This is a genomic window from Haladaptatus ordinarius (assembly GCF_054177595.1).
The window spans coordinates 15,210-30,067 of record NZ_JBPEHH010000009.1 but is presented as its reverse complement, the minus strand read 5'-3'; the positions used below and the strand labels follow the sequence as shown (position 1 = coordinate 30,067).

Sequence of the window (14,858 nt, the reverse complement as noted above, 5' to 3'; positions counted from 1 at the left end):
ATACCATTGCGTGCTGAACGCAATCTAATGGCACTTCACACAGACTCCCGCGACTGGACGCTCCGCACGAGGCACAATCAGGACGAGATGTGGTCACTCGCAGACGAAGAGGGCGTTCGGGAAGCACGGCTTGCCTACCCCTCGGGGTGGTTGTTTCTGACCCGCGACGCCGCCACCCGCGAACTGGTTCGACTCGCCGCCGTGACCGGTGGCGAGTGGGACGCCGACGAACTCGCGGCCGAACTCGACCAGAGTAACAAACGCGTCGAGCGAAGTTTGGACGACCTCGTCGCCCTTCACGTCTTCCGCGAGGAAGGGGAGACGTACCATCCGAATCCGGAGAGCATCGTCGCAACCGCCGTCGAACGACTCCAGCGTGCCGCCGACGAATACGGCGCGTCGGACGGTTTCCGCGGCCTCGCCAGTCCGGAAGCGGTCCGGTTGTTGATAGACGCACTGCTCGCGATGGATGCTGACGAGGAGTTCACGCAGGAGGAACTCCACGGTCTCGTCGGTTTATCCCGAAAATCGGTGTGGATGCACGTCGAACCCCTCGAGAATCTCGGGTTGATAGAAGCGTCCGGCAACGGCTACGTAACGAACGAATCCAACACCGTGTTCGGCCGCGTCAGAGCGCTGGACGCGGCTGTTCTCGGCACGGCTTTCTCCCCCTGGATGGTGTGACTCAGACGGTCTGTGTCTGCGCGAGGTCCTCGCCGACGTACTGTTCTTCCCACTCTCGGCGCGCTTCGATTTCGCGCGCTCCCCTGCGAGTGAGCGTGTAGTAGTTCGTGCGGCGGTCTCGTTGGCCCTTCTCGACCAACCCTTTGTCCACGAGTGAGTCGAGATTCGGGTACAGTCGCCCGTGGTGAATCTCCTTCTCGTAGTAGGCTTCGAGTTCTTCTTTGATGGCGAGACCGTGGGGTTCGTCTAGGCCAGCGATGACGTACAGCAAGTCCCGCTGGAAACCAGTCAGGTCGTGCATGGTTCTCCCTAGTGTTACAGACTCATCCAACAGACAAAAGGGTGATGGCCCAACAGAGTCCGTATCGGTGCTTGCTTGCGGTTTTCCGGATACCGCTTCGCGTCCCTTCCGGAATCGTATTTATCGTAAGTACGACACTAGGTGTCTCCAACCAAACCGTAAACTATCTTCACGGCTCGTCACGTCACCGGAACGGAGTCTCCGACGCTCGGTTCGATTCGACCGGCGACGGCTGTGCCGACAGCGGATTTATACCGGCCTGCCTGTTTCACTCACACATGGCGACCCGCGACGAACTCGACTTCGAGACGTACCGCGAATCACTCGGCCACGACCCGCCGGACGCCCACCCCGCTCTCGCGGCCGACCTGCGTGACGGCGTCGAGGGTGACGTCCGCTTCGACGAGTACACGCAGATACTGTACGCGACCGACGGGAGCATCTATCAGGCCCGTCCGGCGGGCGTCGTCTTTCCGACCGGCGTCGAAGACGTCCAGAACGCGGTTCGAATCGCCGCCGAACACGACGCGCCCGTCCTCCCGCGCGGCGCTGGCTCGTCACTCGCCGGGCAGGCAGTCGGGTCGGAGTGTGTCGTTCTCGACCTCTCTCGGCACATGAACGACGTCGTGGACGTCCACCCCGAGACCCGAACGGCGACGGTCGAACCCGGCGTCGTGCAGGACGACCTGGACGACCATCTCGCCCAGTGGGGACTGAAGTTCGCGCCCGACCCGGCCTCCTCGAACCGGGCGACCGTCGGCGGCGGTATCGGCAACAACTCCACCGGCGCACACTCGGTTCGGTACGGCATCACCGACGCCTACACCGCGGAACTGGACGTCGTGCTGGCTGACGGTTCGCTCGTCCACACCCGCGAAGTCGTCGTCGATAGCGAGGAGTGGGACGAACTCGTCGGCAAGGACGACCGCGAAGCCGACCTCTACAGAACCGTCCGCGAGTTGGTCGCGGAGCATCGCGAGCAGATCGACGCGCGCTATCCGACGCTCAAACGCTCCGTCAGTGGTTACAACCTCCACAAGGTCGTCTACGAACGTGACGGCGAGACGTGTATCAACCTCTCGAATCTGTTCGTCGGAGCGGAAGGGACGCTGGGCGTCGTCGTTCGCGCGACGCTTGACCTGGTGACTCGCCCCGAGGAGACCGCGCTCGCGCTCTACTGTTACGACGACATCGTGTCGGCGATGGAAGCGGTGCCGAAGGCTCTCGATTTCGACGTGAGTGCAGTCGAGTTGATGGACGACGAGGTGTTCCGCCTCGCCCGCAACTCGACCGAGTTCGCGGAGTACGCGGAACCGATTCCGGCGGACGCCGAGGCCGCCCTGATGCTGGAGTTCGACTCCGAACTCCACTCCGATTTCGAGGGAGCTATCGCCGAGACGACGGCCCACTTCGTCGGTGCGGGCGAGGCATTCGACGTGCTGGAAGCCTACACCGAAACGGACCAGTCCCGTCTCTGGAAACTCAGGAAGGCGGCGATTCCGCTCCTGATGAGCATGGAGGGCGACCCGAAACCGTACCCCTTCATCGAAGACGCTTCCGTCCCACCCGAGGAACTCGCCGAGTACGTCCGCGAGTTCATGGGCGTCCTGGAGGACCACGACACGTCGGCGGCCTACTTCGCCCACGCCGGAAGCGGCACCCTCCACATCCGCCCAATCCTGAACCTGAAAGACGAGGCTGGCATCGAGACGATGCACTCCATCGCGGAGGACGTCACCTCGCTCGTGCTCGACCACCACGGCTCGTTCTCGGGCGAACACGGCGACGGGCTCGCCAGAACCGAGTTCAACCCGAAGATGTACGGACCACAGCTCTGGGGTGCGTTTCAGGAACTGAAGACGACGTTCGACCCGGACTGGCGGATGAACCCCGGCAAGGTCGTCTTTCGGGACGACGCCGACATGCGCGAGAACCTCCGCTACGGCCCCGACTACGCGTCTCTCGAACCGACCACCGAACAGGACTTCTCGGACGAGGGTGGGTTCTCGCACCTCGTCGAACTCTGTAACGGCTGTGGCACCTGCCGCCAGACCGGGAGCGAGACGATGTGTCCCTCCTACCGGGGAATGAAAGACGAAATGACGACCACGCGCGGGCGGGCGAACCTCCTCCGGGCCGCCATCAGCGGGGAACTCCCAACCGAGGAAGTTTACACCGACAGATTCCAGGAGGAGGTACTCGACCTCTGTCTCGGCTGTAAGGGCTGTGCCAGCGACTGTCCGACCGGCGTCGACCTCGCCAAGCTGAAAGCCGAAGTGAAACACGTCCACCACGAACGCTCCGCTCCGAGCATCCGCGACCGCCTGTTCGCAGACGTCGACCGCGTCTCCGCGCTCGGGAGCGCACTCGCTCCCCTCTCGAACTGGGCAACGAACCTTCCGGGTGCGGACCGCATCGCGGAGAGGCTGTTCGGCATCGCCCGCGAGCGAGAGGTTCCCCGGTTCCGTCGTGAGACGTTCGAAGACTGGTTCGACGCGCGCGGTCCCCGCATCCCGGCGGACGCGGCGACGGAACGTGTCCTGCTCTTTCCGGACACGTTCACGAACTACAGCTATCCCGCACCCGGTAAGGCCGCCGTCCGCGTCCTCGAAGCGGCGGGCGTCCACGTGCAGGTTCCCACCGGTCTCGAACCCAGTGGTCGTGCGGCGTACTCCGAGGGCTTCCTCGATACGGCGCGCGAACACGCCGAGTCGAACGTCGCCGCGCTCGAACCTCGCGTCGCGGAGGGCTGGTCGGTCGTCTTCGTGGAGCCGTCGGACGCGGTGATGTTCCAGGACGAGTACCGCGACCTGATCGCGGACTCGGCGGTGTCGCAGGCGGTCGAACGGGTCGCCGCGAACGCCTTCGGCGTCTGTGAGTTCGTCGACCGCAAGCGACTCGACGACGGCATCGAGTTCGGTGCGGTGGACGAATCGCTCGCGTACCACGGCCACTGCAACCAGAAGGCGCTCCGGCGTGACCACCACGCGGTCGGCGTCCTCCGCCGTGCAGGCTACCGAGTCGACCCCCTCGACAGCGGCTGTTGTGGGATGGCTGGCAGTTTCGGCTACCGCGCCGAGCAGTACGACCTCTCGCGAGCTATCGGTCGAATCCTCTTCGAACAGGTCGAGGAGAGCGACGCCGAGCGTGTCGTCGCTCCCGGTGCGTCCTGTCGGACGCAACTCGATGGGGACGGGACGCGACCGCCCCACCCCATCGAGAAGGTCGCAAATGCGCTCGACTGAGAAACTGTTCAGAAATAGTACCCTTCTCCGCGCGTTTTCCCCGTTCGGTGGTGTCGCACTTCCCGGACGACCGACAGAGTTGCTGTATGGAATCCTTTTATATATGCTGGCTGATTTGTGGTTGACGGTAACTGGGGCGACACATCAGATACAACCTATCGAATCACCTACATCGGGCTCAGCGTCATCCTCGCGACGACCGGACTGACCATGGTCGGTCTGGCGATGCGGGCATACGTTCAGACGTCTCGCCGGTCGATGCTCGTACTCTCCGTCGGGTTCTCGATTCTCGTCGCCGCCGCGATAGCGACCACGTTCAGCGCATTCCTGACCGGGTTCGAGAACAGCCGCGTGCTGCTCACGGTGAACTACGCCGTTTCGACGGTCGGCTATCTCTTCGTCATCTACAGCGTGACGGGGGCCGATTGAACGAAACCGGACTCGAACGGACCTTTACGTCGGTATCGTCGGCTGGCGCGACCACGGGACCGACCGAAACTGCAGACTGGGCAGACCACGTAGCTATTTTTGCCCTCCATCCGTCGGGTGTCACATGGACGAACTCAGACGTTCGATACTCGCGGGGGAGTCGGTCGTCGGGACGTGGATCACTATCGGCCACCCGACAGTCGCCGAGTTGAGTGCCGAACTCGACTTCGACTTCGCCGTCATCGACGCAGAACACTCCTCGATGTCGCTCGAATCGGTCGAAAATCTCGCTCGCGCAGTGGACGCCGCGAGCGGCGAGACGGAACCACTCGTCCGAGTGCCGGACGCCGACCCGGCCCGAATCAAGCGCGTGCTCGACACCGGCGTTTCCGGTGTTATCGTCCCGATGGTGGAGACGGTCGAACAGGCGCGCTCGGTGGTCGAAGCGACGTGCTATCCGCCGGAGGGAATCAGGGGCGTCGCCGGGTCGCGGGCGTCGAGGTACGGTCTCGACCTGGCCGACTACTTCGAACGGGCGAACGACGAACTGCTCGTCGTCGTCCAGATAGAGACCGCGACGGGCGTGGAAAATGCGGACGCGATAGCCGCAGTCGACGGCATCGACGCGCTGTTCGTCGGCCCGGCAGACCTCTCCGCGTCGGTCGGTCGGTTCGGCGAGACGGATTCGTTGAACACCGAGGTTTCCGCTGTCCTCGACGCGGCCCACGCAGCCGACACGCCCGTCGGAACCATCGCGCTCGACCCCGACGACGTGACGCGCTGGGCGGACGCCGGGTTCGACTTTCAGGTCGTCGGTATCGACTTCGACTACCTCGTCGAGGGTGCGACACGGGCGAGACGGGCGTACGAGGACGCGACCTGATGACGACCGAATCGACGCTCGTTTGCTATCAGTGTAGACACGAAGCGAAGACGGGCGCACGCTGTGTCTGTGGCGAACCGCTCTGGCTCTCGACCGACGCCGTGGGGTTCTCGTGGCCGGAGTCGGCCGCATCGGACGTCTCGACCGCATCGGGTGTGTGGCGCTATGCCGACCTGCTCCCGGTGTCGCCACCCTCGGGCGTCGGGTCGGTCGCCGGGGGGACGCCACTCTTTCGCGTTCCGCGGGCGGACGAGTACGCCGGGTGTACCCTGTGGATCAAAGACGAGAGTCGGAACCCGACGGGGAGTTTCAAGGACCGGGGGAGCGCGGTCGGCGTCGCCCGCACGCTCGAAGCGGGCGACGACTGGGTCGGCACCGTTTCGCACGGCAACATGGCGATGAGCATGGCCGCGGCGGCCGCCAGCGCCGGACTGAACTGTCTCGTCCTCGTTCCCGATGACATTCCCACCGAACGACTCGCTCACATCGCACAGTACGACCCAGAAATCGTGCAGGTCGACGGCGACTACGGACGACTCTACGCCGAGAGTCTGAACATCCCGGACGTTCGGTTCGAAAACTCCGATACGCCTCACCGCGTCGCGGGGCAAAAGACGACGGCACTGGAGGTCTGTGAGGCGTTCGTCGGCGCTCGGGATTCGCCACGCTCGTCGTCCACCGGTTCCGAGAACGACCGTGTCCCCGACGCCATCGTCGCCCCCGTCAGCAGCGGCGGCCACGCCAGCGCCATCTGGAAAGCCCTGCGCGAACTCCGAACAGCGGGGGCAATCGACACGCTCCCCCGCCTCTACTTCGTCCAGGCGGCGGCCTGCGACCCCATCGCCCAGGCCTATCGGTCGGACGCAGACGAGGTAACTTCCGTCGAGGGCGGCGAGACGGTGGCGTACTCCATCGCCAACGCTTCACCACCGAGCGGGAATCGTGTGCTTGCGGCGGTCGCCGAAACCGGTGGTGCTGTGCTCTCGGTGTCGGACGACGCCATCCTCGACGCGAAACGCGCGTTCGCTCGCCGGGCCGGTCTCTGTGTCGAACCGGCTTCGGCGACCACGCTGGCGGGGATTCGTCGACTCTCGGAAGACGGTGAGATCTCGCGCGAGGACCACGTCGTCGCGGTGGCGACGGGTACCGGGTTCCGCGAACGGTCGGCGACCACCCCGTCGCCTCACGCGGTTCAGTTGTCCGACCTCTCGGAACGAGTGCGGACGCTCGTCTCCGAGTAGTTTCTCAAACACCGCAACGGAACGTATCCCGTCTCGACCGTCGCTCCCCCGACCAGCACTTCGACGCTCGTGAACACGAACTCGGGGCCGTAGGGCTCCGTCACCGTTCCGTTCAGCGGCCCGACCAGTGCCTTTCCTTCGTCGTCCGTCACGGTGTCCCGGTAGGTGATGACGAGGCTGTAGTTCACCCACTCTGGTTCGACCGACACGGTCACGTTTTCGCACGTGTACTCGACGTCCGCCGTCGGTAGGACCACCGATTGTGATGCCCCCGCGAGCGTGGAACCGAACCCGCTAGCGGCGACCCCCAGAACGAACAGCGCGAGTGTCGCTCTCCCAACTTGCATACCGTCGACACGCCACAGGTTCAGTTATCGGTTGTTGCCACCCGTCTATTCGGTGGCGTTTTCCGTCGATACTTCTACTCGTCTGCGTACCGAATCTCCTCGACCACGCGGCGCTCGCCGTCTTCGTACCGGTAGACGACGTCATCTTCTTCGTCACTCGTCGCGCGGTGTGACCCGTCGCAGAAGGGGTACTCGTCGGAGAGGCCGCACAGACAGAGTGCGACGTTGCCTTTCTCGTCGTCGAAGTCGTCCTCGTCGAGTTTCAACGGGCCGGTCGCAGTGTGTCGGACTTCGCGGGCCATAGACGAGTTTTCGCCTCCCCGCACTTCAATCTCGGCGAAACCCGGTGGACGCCGGTCTCGCCGCGGCTCACTCTTCCGTGGTCGTTGGGTCGATATCCCGGACGTCGGTGATCGTCTCGTCCGCGACCGCCTCCTGGATTCGAATCCCCTTGGACGCCAGGTGACGCAACTGCTGGCGGGCGAACTCCTCCTCGCGGGTGCCGCGCGTAGCGAGGACGTACATCCGCGCACGCCCGGCGGGTCGCATGGTTCGCCCCGCACGTTGAGCACCTTGCCGTCGGGAGCCACCGAGTCCGGACGCCACGATGGCTATCTCGGCGTCCGGGAGGTCGATTCCCTCGTCCCCCACGCGAGAGACGACGAGGGTGTCGAGGCGTCCGTCCCGGAACGATTGCAGGTGACGCTCGCGTTCTGCGTGGCGCATCTGCCCGCTGACGAAGGGGACGCCCAGCGCCTCCGCGATGAACTCGCCCTGTTCTAAAAACTCCACGAACACGAGCGCTTTCGCGGACGGATGTTCGGCCAGTAGAAACCGTATCTCGTCCATCTTCGCCGGGTTCGACGCCGCTATCTGGCGTTTGCTGTGCTGGTCGGCGCTGGCGTACTCGTCGTGGTACGTCTCGTCGTCCCAACCGACGTACCGAATCTCGACTTCCGGTTCGGCGACGAACCCCGCTTCGAACAGGGCGTCCCAGTCGGTTCCGATCGGCGGGCCGATGAGCGTGAAGATGTCTTTTTCCTTGTCGTCTTCCCGAACCGGCGTCGCGGAGAGGCCGAGTCGGTGTTTCGTCTGGAGGTTCGCACTCCGCCGGAACACTCGGCTCGGGATGTGCTGGCACTCGTCGTAGACGATGAGCCCCCACCGACGCTGGTCGAACAACTGTCGGTGTCTGTCCATACCTGCGGTCTGGTAGGTGGCGATGGTCACCGGGCGGACGTTCTTCTCGCCGCCGTGATACTCGCCGACCTGTTCGGGCGAGAGCGAGGTGTGGGCCAGCAGTTCGTCGTGCCACTGCCCCGCCAGTTCCCTGCTCGGGACGAGAATCAGCGTTTCGCCGGCAACGGCTTCGAGGACGCCCATCGCGGCGACCGTTTTCCCGCTCCCCGGCGGGCCGACGAGGACACCCGATTTCGTATCCACGAACTCCTCGACCCAGCGACGCTGGTACTCGCGCAGGTCGAGATGGAGTTCGACGGGGAGTTCGTCGCCGGCGTCGAGTTCGCGTTCGTCCCGTACCGGATAGCCCGCTTCGTAGAGGACTCGTTTGACTTCGGCGACCTTCTCCTCTGCGACCCAGCTCTCGTCGTCGGCGATGTCCGCGCGCAGATAGCTCTCGTCTAACTTCTGGCGAGCGACGTTGCCCATCAGGTCGTCGCTCGCGGCCTGCAAGACGACGTAGCCATCCTCGTGGGTGTAGAGACGGAACTGTTTGGCGCGTTTCCACTGCTGTTCGATGAACTCCTCTAAGTCCGGTACCGACTCGGGCAACACCTGTTTCACCGTTCGCATCAGGTTATCGAGGTCGTCGTAGGGTGCAGACCAGATATCCTCCTGACGAACCTCGTAGGCGTAGCCGCCCGTCCGCGTCGTGTCGGTGAGGTGGGCGAACTGCGAGAGTTGCGCTCTGGTGAACTGCCGAGGCTGGTCGACGACGATTTCACGGCGTTTCGGAAAGACGACGATTCGTTCCCGGTCTGCCAGTCGTTCCCACTCGGTCGGAAACCAGACGACCGGGTCGCTCTCGACGTCGAGGCGAGTCACCGCTCGCTGGTCGGTTAGACGCTCTAACGTACGACTCGCTTCCTCGTGCGAACAGTCGAGAGCACGTGCGACCTCCTCTGCAGTGAGCACTGGTCGTCCGATGGTCTCTATCGCGTCGTAGAAATCCGAAATCTCGTACTCCTCGTCGGTCACTGACCGGTGGTTGGGACTCCCGGGAGATACCCGTTACGACTCCTCGCGGTCGTCGGTGCTCCCCTCGCGGTCGTACGCTCCCACTTTACGGAGCGCTCCGCGCGCTTCGAGGACGCTGGGGGTTCGACACACGCCGCGTGCCCCGGTCGCCTGCGGAACCGTGCAGTTGTTACAGTTCTCGCAGACCACGGCGACGTTCTCTTCGTTCCCGACGCTCCTGTCGTCCGCTTCACTCTCGCCGTCGTCGGGTTCGACACCCCCCGACAACAATCGGGCTGGCAGGCGTGGTTCGGCGTAGAACGGCCGCCCCATCCCTACCGCGTCGCAGGCTCCCGCCGAGAGCAACCGGTCTATCTGCTGTCGCGTTCGAATGCCGCCCTCCGCGAGAACCGGGACCGAAACGCGTTTTGCGACTCGTCGGGTGAACCGACGATTCCACGCCGGTTCGAAGTCGTACGCTCTGGACTGAACCCAGTTGAGAACGGCGACGAGGGCCGCCCGCGTCTTGCTTCCGAACGCGTCTTCGTAGCCGTCGTGGAACCGCTCGTCGCGCCACGCACGGGCGGGGAAGGCCCCGCGGACGATACTCGCGTCCCAGAACACGGACGTCTGTACCGGAACGAGGGCGTCGAAGCCGATGTCGGCGAGTCGCTCACAGATTCGGACGCCGTCGTCGAGCGAGAGGTGTCGTCTGACGAACGGCGGTGCCGTCGTCTCGGCGGGCACTTTCGTCACGACCGGTACGTCGGGTCCGACGCGCTCTCGAATCTCCCGATAGACGAATTCGAGGAACCGCGTTCGTGCGGCGAGCGACCCGCCGAATTCGTCGTCACGCCGGTTGTAGAACGGCGAGAGAAACTGCTGGACGATGCCCATGTTCGCTCCGGCGATGTGGACGCCGTCGTAGCCAGCGTCGACGGCGTACTCGGCACTTCGACCGAAATCGGCCGCCAGTTCGTACACCTCCTCCGTGTCGAGGATGTGCGGGTCGTAGTCAAGAAACCCCACCCGGTCGAGCGCCCGGAGCGAGGCTGGCGGACGCGAGACGGCGAGTTGTTGCAGGTCCGGGTTTGCTGCCCGAAACCCGGCGTGCCACGTCTCCATGCTCCGCAGGCCGCCGTGTTCCAACTGGACGAAGATTCGACTGCCGTGGTCGTGGACGGCGTCGGTCAGCCGTTCCAGTCGGGCGACGAACGCGGGGTCGCTGACGCGAGTCATCCCGGGCGCGGCACAGCCACCCTCCTCGCGAACGATGGTCGCACCCTGACAGATGAGCCCCACTCCGGACTCGGCGGCGGGTTCGAGTTCTCGAATCAGCGTCTCCACCGCGTCCGGGCCGTTACCCGCACATTCGAGCAAGGGTGCTCGGTAGAGACGGTTTCGGCATTCGACGCCCCCGACGTCAAGTGGGTCTTCGAGTACGGGCACCACTGGTCGCTATTCGGCCGACTCGGGGGTAAAGATGGGTGGTCGTGAGGACCGGTAGGTGACACCAACACGGTGAACAGCCATCTCTCCACGTCCCCGCCTCGGCTCCCGTCCTCGTCGTACTCGTCGAGACGTTCCGTTCGAGAACGGATTTATCTGTCTGGACGACTAGTTACTCAGTATGCGTTCGATTCGTCTCAAACGCGCATTGAGTCGCGCTCGTCACGCGGCAATCGGTGCGGCAATCGGTGGTGCCGTCGGCGGGTTCATCAGCAAGCGGGCAGCCAGTACCGGCGGTGCCGTCGGTGCGTTCGTCGGTGCGATGATCGGGGAAACGCGAGTGACTGCTCGCTCTCGCATCGAGGACGTGAAAGAGCGCGGTCAGGAGCACGCAGAGCAGATTCGCCGCTAAACCGAGCGCGAGCGGCGAACCGTCGTCATCGCCCTACCGCGACCGGAGTGTCGTTCGGCTAGAGCGGCGACAAAGGTGCGTTTTCTGGTAGTTATCGGTTACTTCCACTTTATCGAACAGCCGCGCGAGGGCAGAAACTCCAGGTCGACGTCTTCGCCCGCCAACACGGACTCGATAGCCTCGTGGACGTAGAACTCTGTGGGTTCGTCGTCGGGGTTGAGTGCGTCGTCGAGTCGGCCGTGGTACGCCAGGGTGAACGTGTCGCCTTCGTTCCGCAGGAGGAACGGGTCGGGGGTACACACGGCACCGTACGCGTCCGCTACCTCCTGGGTCTCGTCGCGGAGGTAGGCGTCGTACTGGATGCGACCCTCCTCGACCCACTCTTGCATCGTCTCGAAGGAATCGTCGGGGTACTCCTCAGCGTCGTTCGGGTTGACACCGACCACGGCCACGTCGTCGTACTCGGCAGCGACATCGTTCAGCAGGTCGAACTTGGCCTGCGCGTAGGGGCAGTGGTTGCAGGTGAACACGAGCAAGACTGCGTCGAACTCCGCGAAATCGGAGAGGGTGTACGTCTCTTCGTCGGTTCCTCGCAGTTCAAAGTTCGGAACCGGGTCGTCGCGCTCTATCTTCTCCTCGGACTCTTTCATTACCATAGCAGATAGTCGTTCGGCGAGCGTAAAAATCCGTTCGTCCGGGCCTGTTTCGTGTTTCGTTCCCCTCGTCCACGTCGCGGTTCGCACGTCCGGTCCCTCGGTATTCGCCGTTACCGACTCGGGCGGCGGCGTGACTCTCGTTACGCAGATGCTGGTAACCAATAACAAAGCACCGTGCGTCCGTGGCGAGGGTATGCGAGTACTGGCGTCGTCGGAAGGAGACTCGTCCGTCGAGAGCTCGGGGAATCGTGTCCCGTCGGCCTGGGCGGTGGTATTCGTGGGGGGACTGCTGGTCGCCGCGACGACGATGTCCGCGACGGCCGCCTCGCCGCAAGCGGCATCCTCACTGCGACCTGAACCGACGCGACTCGACTCCTGTACTACCATCACCGAACCCGGACGCTACGTCCTCGCCGACGACATCGACGACAGCACCGAAAAAACGTGTCTAGAGGTTCGCGCCGACGACGTGACGATAGACGGCCGAGACCACGTCCTCGATGGCGCCGGGAGCGACGGAACCGACGGTATCGCCGTCCGGCGGGCGACGAACGTCACCGTTCGAAATATCTCCGTGACCGCCTGGGAGACGGGTATTCTCTTGGCGAACACGACCGATGGCACCGTTCGGAGCGTGGTCGTCGCCGACAACGACCGGTCCGGCGTCCACCTCGAAAACGCCACCGACGCGACCCTCACGAACGTCACGGCCGTCGAGAACGTCGACCCCGAAGCGCGTCCCTTCCCCGGTCCGTCGAAGTCGGCAGGTGTCTTCGTCGTCGGAAGCACCGCCACTCGAATCGTCGACGTGAACGTCTCGCGCAACGTCGGCGGCGTGTCGCTCGTCGACTCCGAAGCGACCGTGGTCTCCGACAGCGTCGCTGCCTCGAACGAGGTGGGATTTTTCGTTCGCGGGGCGAACGACGCGGTTCGAAACAGCGTCGCCGCCGGGAATACGGTCGGATTTTTCGCTGACAACGCGTCCAACGGGTCGTTCGCGAACGTCTCCGCCGTCTCGAACCGAGTCGGGGTCGGCGTCGAGAACACCACGGACGCTACCGTCACCGACGCGAACGCCAGTTCGAACTTCCTCGGTGTGAGCGTCGTCCTGTCGTCCGGCGTCAGCCTCGTGAGAACGAACGCCGGCGGCAACTTCGTCGGAATCAACTTCCTCGATTCACGGCGCAACTCGCTGAGCGAGAGTCGAGTCGAAGCAAACGATTTCATCGGCATCGGGTTACTCGACGTGGCCAACACTCGCATCTCGGACACGGAAGTCGTCGCCACGGCAGGGAGCACTTCCGTCCCCGGCGCGACGAGCGCCGGTCTCTATCTCAACGACTCCGCCGTTCGGTTCCAGAACCTGACCGCCGTCGAAAACGACAACTGGACGGTCTTCTCCGAGGGCGATTCGAAACTCGACGCGACGAACGTCTCGGTCGACGGCACTCGGCTCTCGTTCGGTGGGACGAACGTCGCGCTCGATTCCACACGGACACCGTCGGTGCCGACTGACCGCGTTACTGTCGGTCGGTCGGTCGTCGTCGCCGGAACCGCTGCCGAGGCCGAGCTCGACCTGGAAATCGCCTACGCCCCGCGTGCGGTGTCGTCCGCGAACGTGGACGAACGAACCCTTCGACTGTGGCGGTACGACGGTGGCTGGTCGCACGTGCGCGAGAGCCGAGTACTCCCCGACCGAGATGTCGTCAGCGGACGCCTCGAAAATCCGGACCGAATCGTCGTCACCGTACTCGGTGAACCAAGCCGAGAGACGAGTGAGGAAACGAACGGCGATTCGAGTGGACGAACGAACGACGGTCGATTATCGCAGGTTCCCTAGTCTCGAAGCCGGTCGGGTGGTCTCCCCGGCAGTCGGTCCCTGTCGTGCACTCCATCGAAGTCGATTTCGGGGCCTCGTGGCACGATTCGTTTCGGATTGATGTCGCTGTGACTTCGATAGTAGTGTTCTTTGATGTGGTCCAGTCGCACCGTCTCGCGGACTCCCGGCAGTTGATACAGCTCTTTCAGGTAGTTCCAGAGGTTGGGATAGTCGACGATTCGACGGACGTTACACTTGAAGTGCGTGTGGTACACCGCGTCGAAGCGCACGAGCGTCGTGAACATGGCGAAATCTGCCTCGGTCAACGCCGGTCCACAGAGGTAGCGCCGGTCTGCGAGTACCTGCTCCCAGCGGTCGAGGGCGTCGAACAGGTCGGTCACGGCCTCCTCGTAGGCGGTCTGTGTTCCCGCGAACCCCGCTCGGTAGACCCCGTCGTTTATCGGTTCGTAGATAGCGTCGATGGCCTCGTCGACCTCCTCGCGGTGGTTTTGCGGATAGAAGCTTACGTCTCGCGTCGCGACGTCGTGGAACGCGGTATCGAGCATCCGCATGATCTCTCTCGATTCGTTGTTCACGATGGTCTCGCGCTCTCGGTCCCAGAGGACCGGAACCGTCACACGTCCGGTGAACTCGGGGTCGGCTTCGACGTACACCTCGCGCAGATAGTCCGCACCGAGGACGGGGTCGATGGTGCACCCGGGTCTGTCGGGCGAGAACTCCCACCCGTCGTCCTCCCGGTAGGGGTCGACCACGGAGACGGAGATGGCGTCTTCCAACCCCTTCAACGCCCGCGTCACGAGCGTTCGGTGTGCCCACGGGCAGGCGTACGAGACGTAGAGGTGGTACCGCCCCGACTCGGCGGGAAACTCGCTCCCTTCGTCTGCCTCGACCCACTCTCGAAACGTCGTCTCCTGTCGCTCGAACCTCCCCTCGTCGGTGGTCGTCTCGGAGGCGTCCGTTCGCCACTCGCCATCTACGAGCCTGTTCATGCTCCGTCCTTCGCCGTCACGGGTTTTACCCCCACCGTTCCTCCACGTTTCTTCCGAATTTCGTCGGCCGGTCCACGTGGCCCGATAGCCCGGTCGAGAGATATGTAGCTTTCCGGATAGCTATCTAGATATCCATCCATATATCTATCCCAGAACCTGCCGACGGCGGTTTTCTCGCTCGCAGAA

At 63.9% G+C, this 14,858-nt stretch carries 14 protein-coding genes; 7 read left to right on the top strand and 7 right to left on the bottom strand.

Going from position 1 to position 14,858, the window contains the following annotated elements; translation table 11 throughout:
• Nucleotides 1–27 precede the first annotated feature (27 nt).
• On the top strand, nucleotides 28–684 hold the full coding sequence (locus ACR3FF_RS05385; RefSeq protein ID WP_458186720.1) for a hypothetical protein: 657 nt from the start codon (nucleotides 28–30) through the stop codon (nucleotides 682–684).
• Between the two features lies 1 nt (nucleotide 685).
• Here the strand turns inward: ACR3FF_RS05385 and ACR3FF_RS05380 are convergent, their stop codons facing one another.
• Nucleotides 686–985, bottom strand: coding sequence for a PadR family transcriptional regulator (locus ACR3FF_RS05380; RefSeq protein ID WP_266080104.1), 300 nt, complete (start codon nucleotides 983–985; stop codon nucleotides 686–688).
• Between the two features lie 278 nt (nucleotides 986–1,263).
• On the opposite strand from ACR3FF_RS05380, the gene ACR3FF_RS05375 reads away from it, so the two are divergent.
• The 4 genes from ACR3FF_RS05375 (at nucleotide 1,264) to thrC (ending at nucleotide 6,783) form a co-directional block, all read left to right on the top strand.
• A complete protein-coding gene (locus ACR3FF_RS05375; protein ID WP_458186717.1) occupies nucleotides 1,264–4,230 on the top strand; it encodes an FAD-binding and (Fe-S)-binding domain-containing protein in 2,967 nt (988 codons plus the stop codon).
• A 210-nt stretch (nucleotides 4,231–4,440) separates the two neighbouring features.
• Nucleotides 4,441–4,659, top strand: coding sequence for a DUF7521 family protein (locus ACR3FF_RS05370; RefSeq protein ID WP_458186841.1), 219 nt, complete (start codon nucleotides 4,441–4,443; stop codon nucleotides 4,657–4,659).
• A gap of 124 nt (nucleotides 4,660–4,783) precedes the next feature.
• Nucleotides 4,784–5,542, top strand: coding sequence for an HpcH/HpaI aldolase family protein (locus ACR3FF_RS05365; protein WP_458186715.1), 759 nt, complete (start codon nucleotides 4,784–4,786; stop codon nucleotides 5,540–5,542).
• Entirely contained in the window at nucleotides 5,542–6,783 is a 1,242-nt protein-coding gene (gene thrC, locus ACR3FF_RS05360; protein WP_458186714.1) for a threonine synthase, read from the top strand. The genes ACR3FF_RS05365 and thrC overlap by 1 nt, the downstream gene beginning before the upstream one ends.
• Here thrC and ACR3FF_RS05355 read toward each other — a convergent pair.
• From ACR3FF_RS05355 to ACR3FF_RS05340, 4 genes are all read right to left on the bottom strand, one after another.
• Entirely contained in the window at nucleotides 6,735–7,130 is a 396-nt protein-coding gene (locus tag ACR3FF_RS05355; protein WP_458186712.1) for a hypothetical protein, read from the bottom strand. The two genes, thrC and ACR3FF_RS05355, sit on opposite strands and share 49 nt — an antisense overlap.
• A 74-nt stretch (nucleotides 7,131–7,204) precedes the next feature.
• On the bottom strand, nucleotides 7,205–7,432 hold the full coding sequence (locus ACR3FF_RS05350; protein WP_458186711.1) for a CDGSH iron-sulfur domain-containing protein: 228 nt from the start codon (nucleotides 7,430–7,432) through the stop codon (nucleotides 7,205–7,207).
• A gap of 67 nt (nucleotides 7,433–7,499) precedes the next feature.
• Nucleotides 7,500–9,347, bottom strand: coding sequence for a DEAD/DEAH box helicase (locus ACR3FF_RS05345; RefSeq protein ID WP_458186709.1), 1,848 nt, complete (start codon nucleotides 9,345–9,347; stop codon nucleotides 7,500–7,502).
• Nucleotides 9,348–9,380: 33 nt separating this feature from the next.
• Nucleotides 9,381–10,775 carry an oxidoreductase gene (locus ACR3FF_RS05340; protein ID WP_458186839.1) on the bottom strand — a complete coding sequence of 465 codons (1,395 nt, stop codon included), beginning with the start codon at nucleotides 10,773–10,775 and terminating at the stop codon, nucleotides 9,381–9,383.
• A gap of 181 nt (nucleotides 10,776–10,956) precedes the next feature.
• Between ACR3FF_RS05340 and ACR3FF_RS05335 the strand changes: the two genes are divergently transcribed.
• The gene (locus tag ACR3FF_RS05335) at nucleotides 10,957–11,187 is read left to right on the top strand and encodes a hypothetical protein (protein WP_458186708.1); all 231 of its coding nucleotides are present in this window, start codon (nucleotides 10,957–10,959) and stop codon (nucleotides 11,185–11,187) included.
• 98 nt (nucleotides 11,188–11,285) lie between these two features.
• On the opposite strand, the gene ACR3FF_RS05330 is transcribed toward ACR3FF_RS05335, so the two are convergent.
• Nucleotides 11,286–11,843 (bottom strand): thioredoxin family protein, encoded by a 558-nt coding sequence (locus ACR3FF_RS05330; RefSeq protein WP_458186706.1) that lies wholly within the window; start codon nucleotides 11,841–11,843, stop codon nucleotides 11,286–11,288.
• Between the two features lie 193 nt (nucleotides 11,844–12,036).
• Here ACR3FF_RS05330 and ACR3FF_RS05325 point away from each other — a divergent pair, with 193 nt between their 5' ends.
• A complete protein-coding gene (locus ACR3FF_RS05325) occupies nucleotides 12,037–13,683 on the top strand; it encodes a right-handed parallel beta-helix repeat-containing protein (protein ID WP_458186704.1) in 1,647 nt (548 codons plus the stop codon).
• On the opposite strand, the gene ACR3FF_RS05320 is transcribed toward ACR3FF_RS05325, so the two are convergent.
• Nucleotides 13,680–14,672, bottom strand: coding sequence for a glutathione S-transferase family protein (locus ACR3FF_RS05320; protein WP_458186702.1), 993 nt, complete (start codon nucleotides 14,670–14,672; stop codon nucleotides 13,680–13,682). The genes ACR3FF_RS05325 and ACR3FF_RS05320 overlap by 4 nt on opposite strands.
• Nucleotides 14,673–14,858 lie beyond the last annotated feature (186 nt).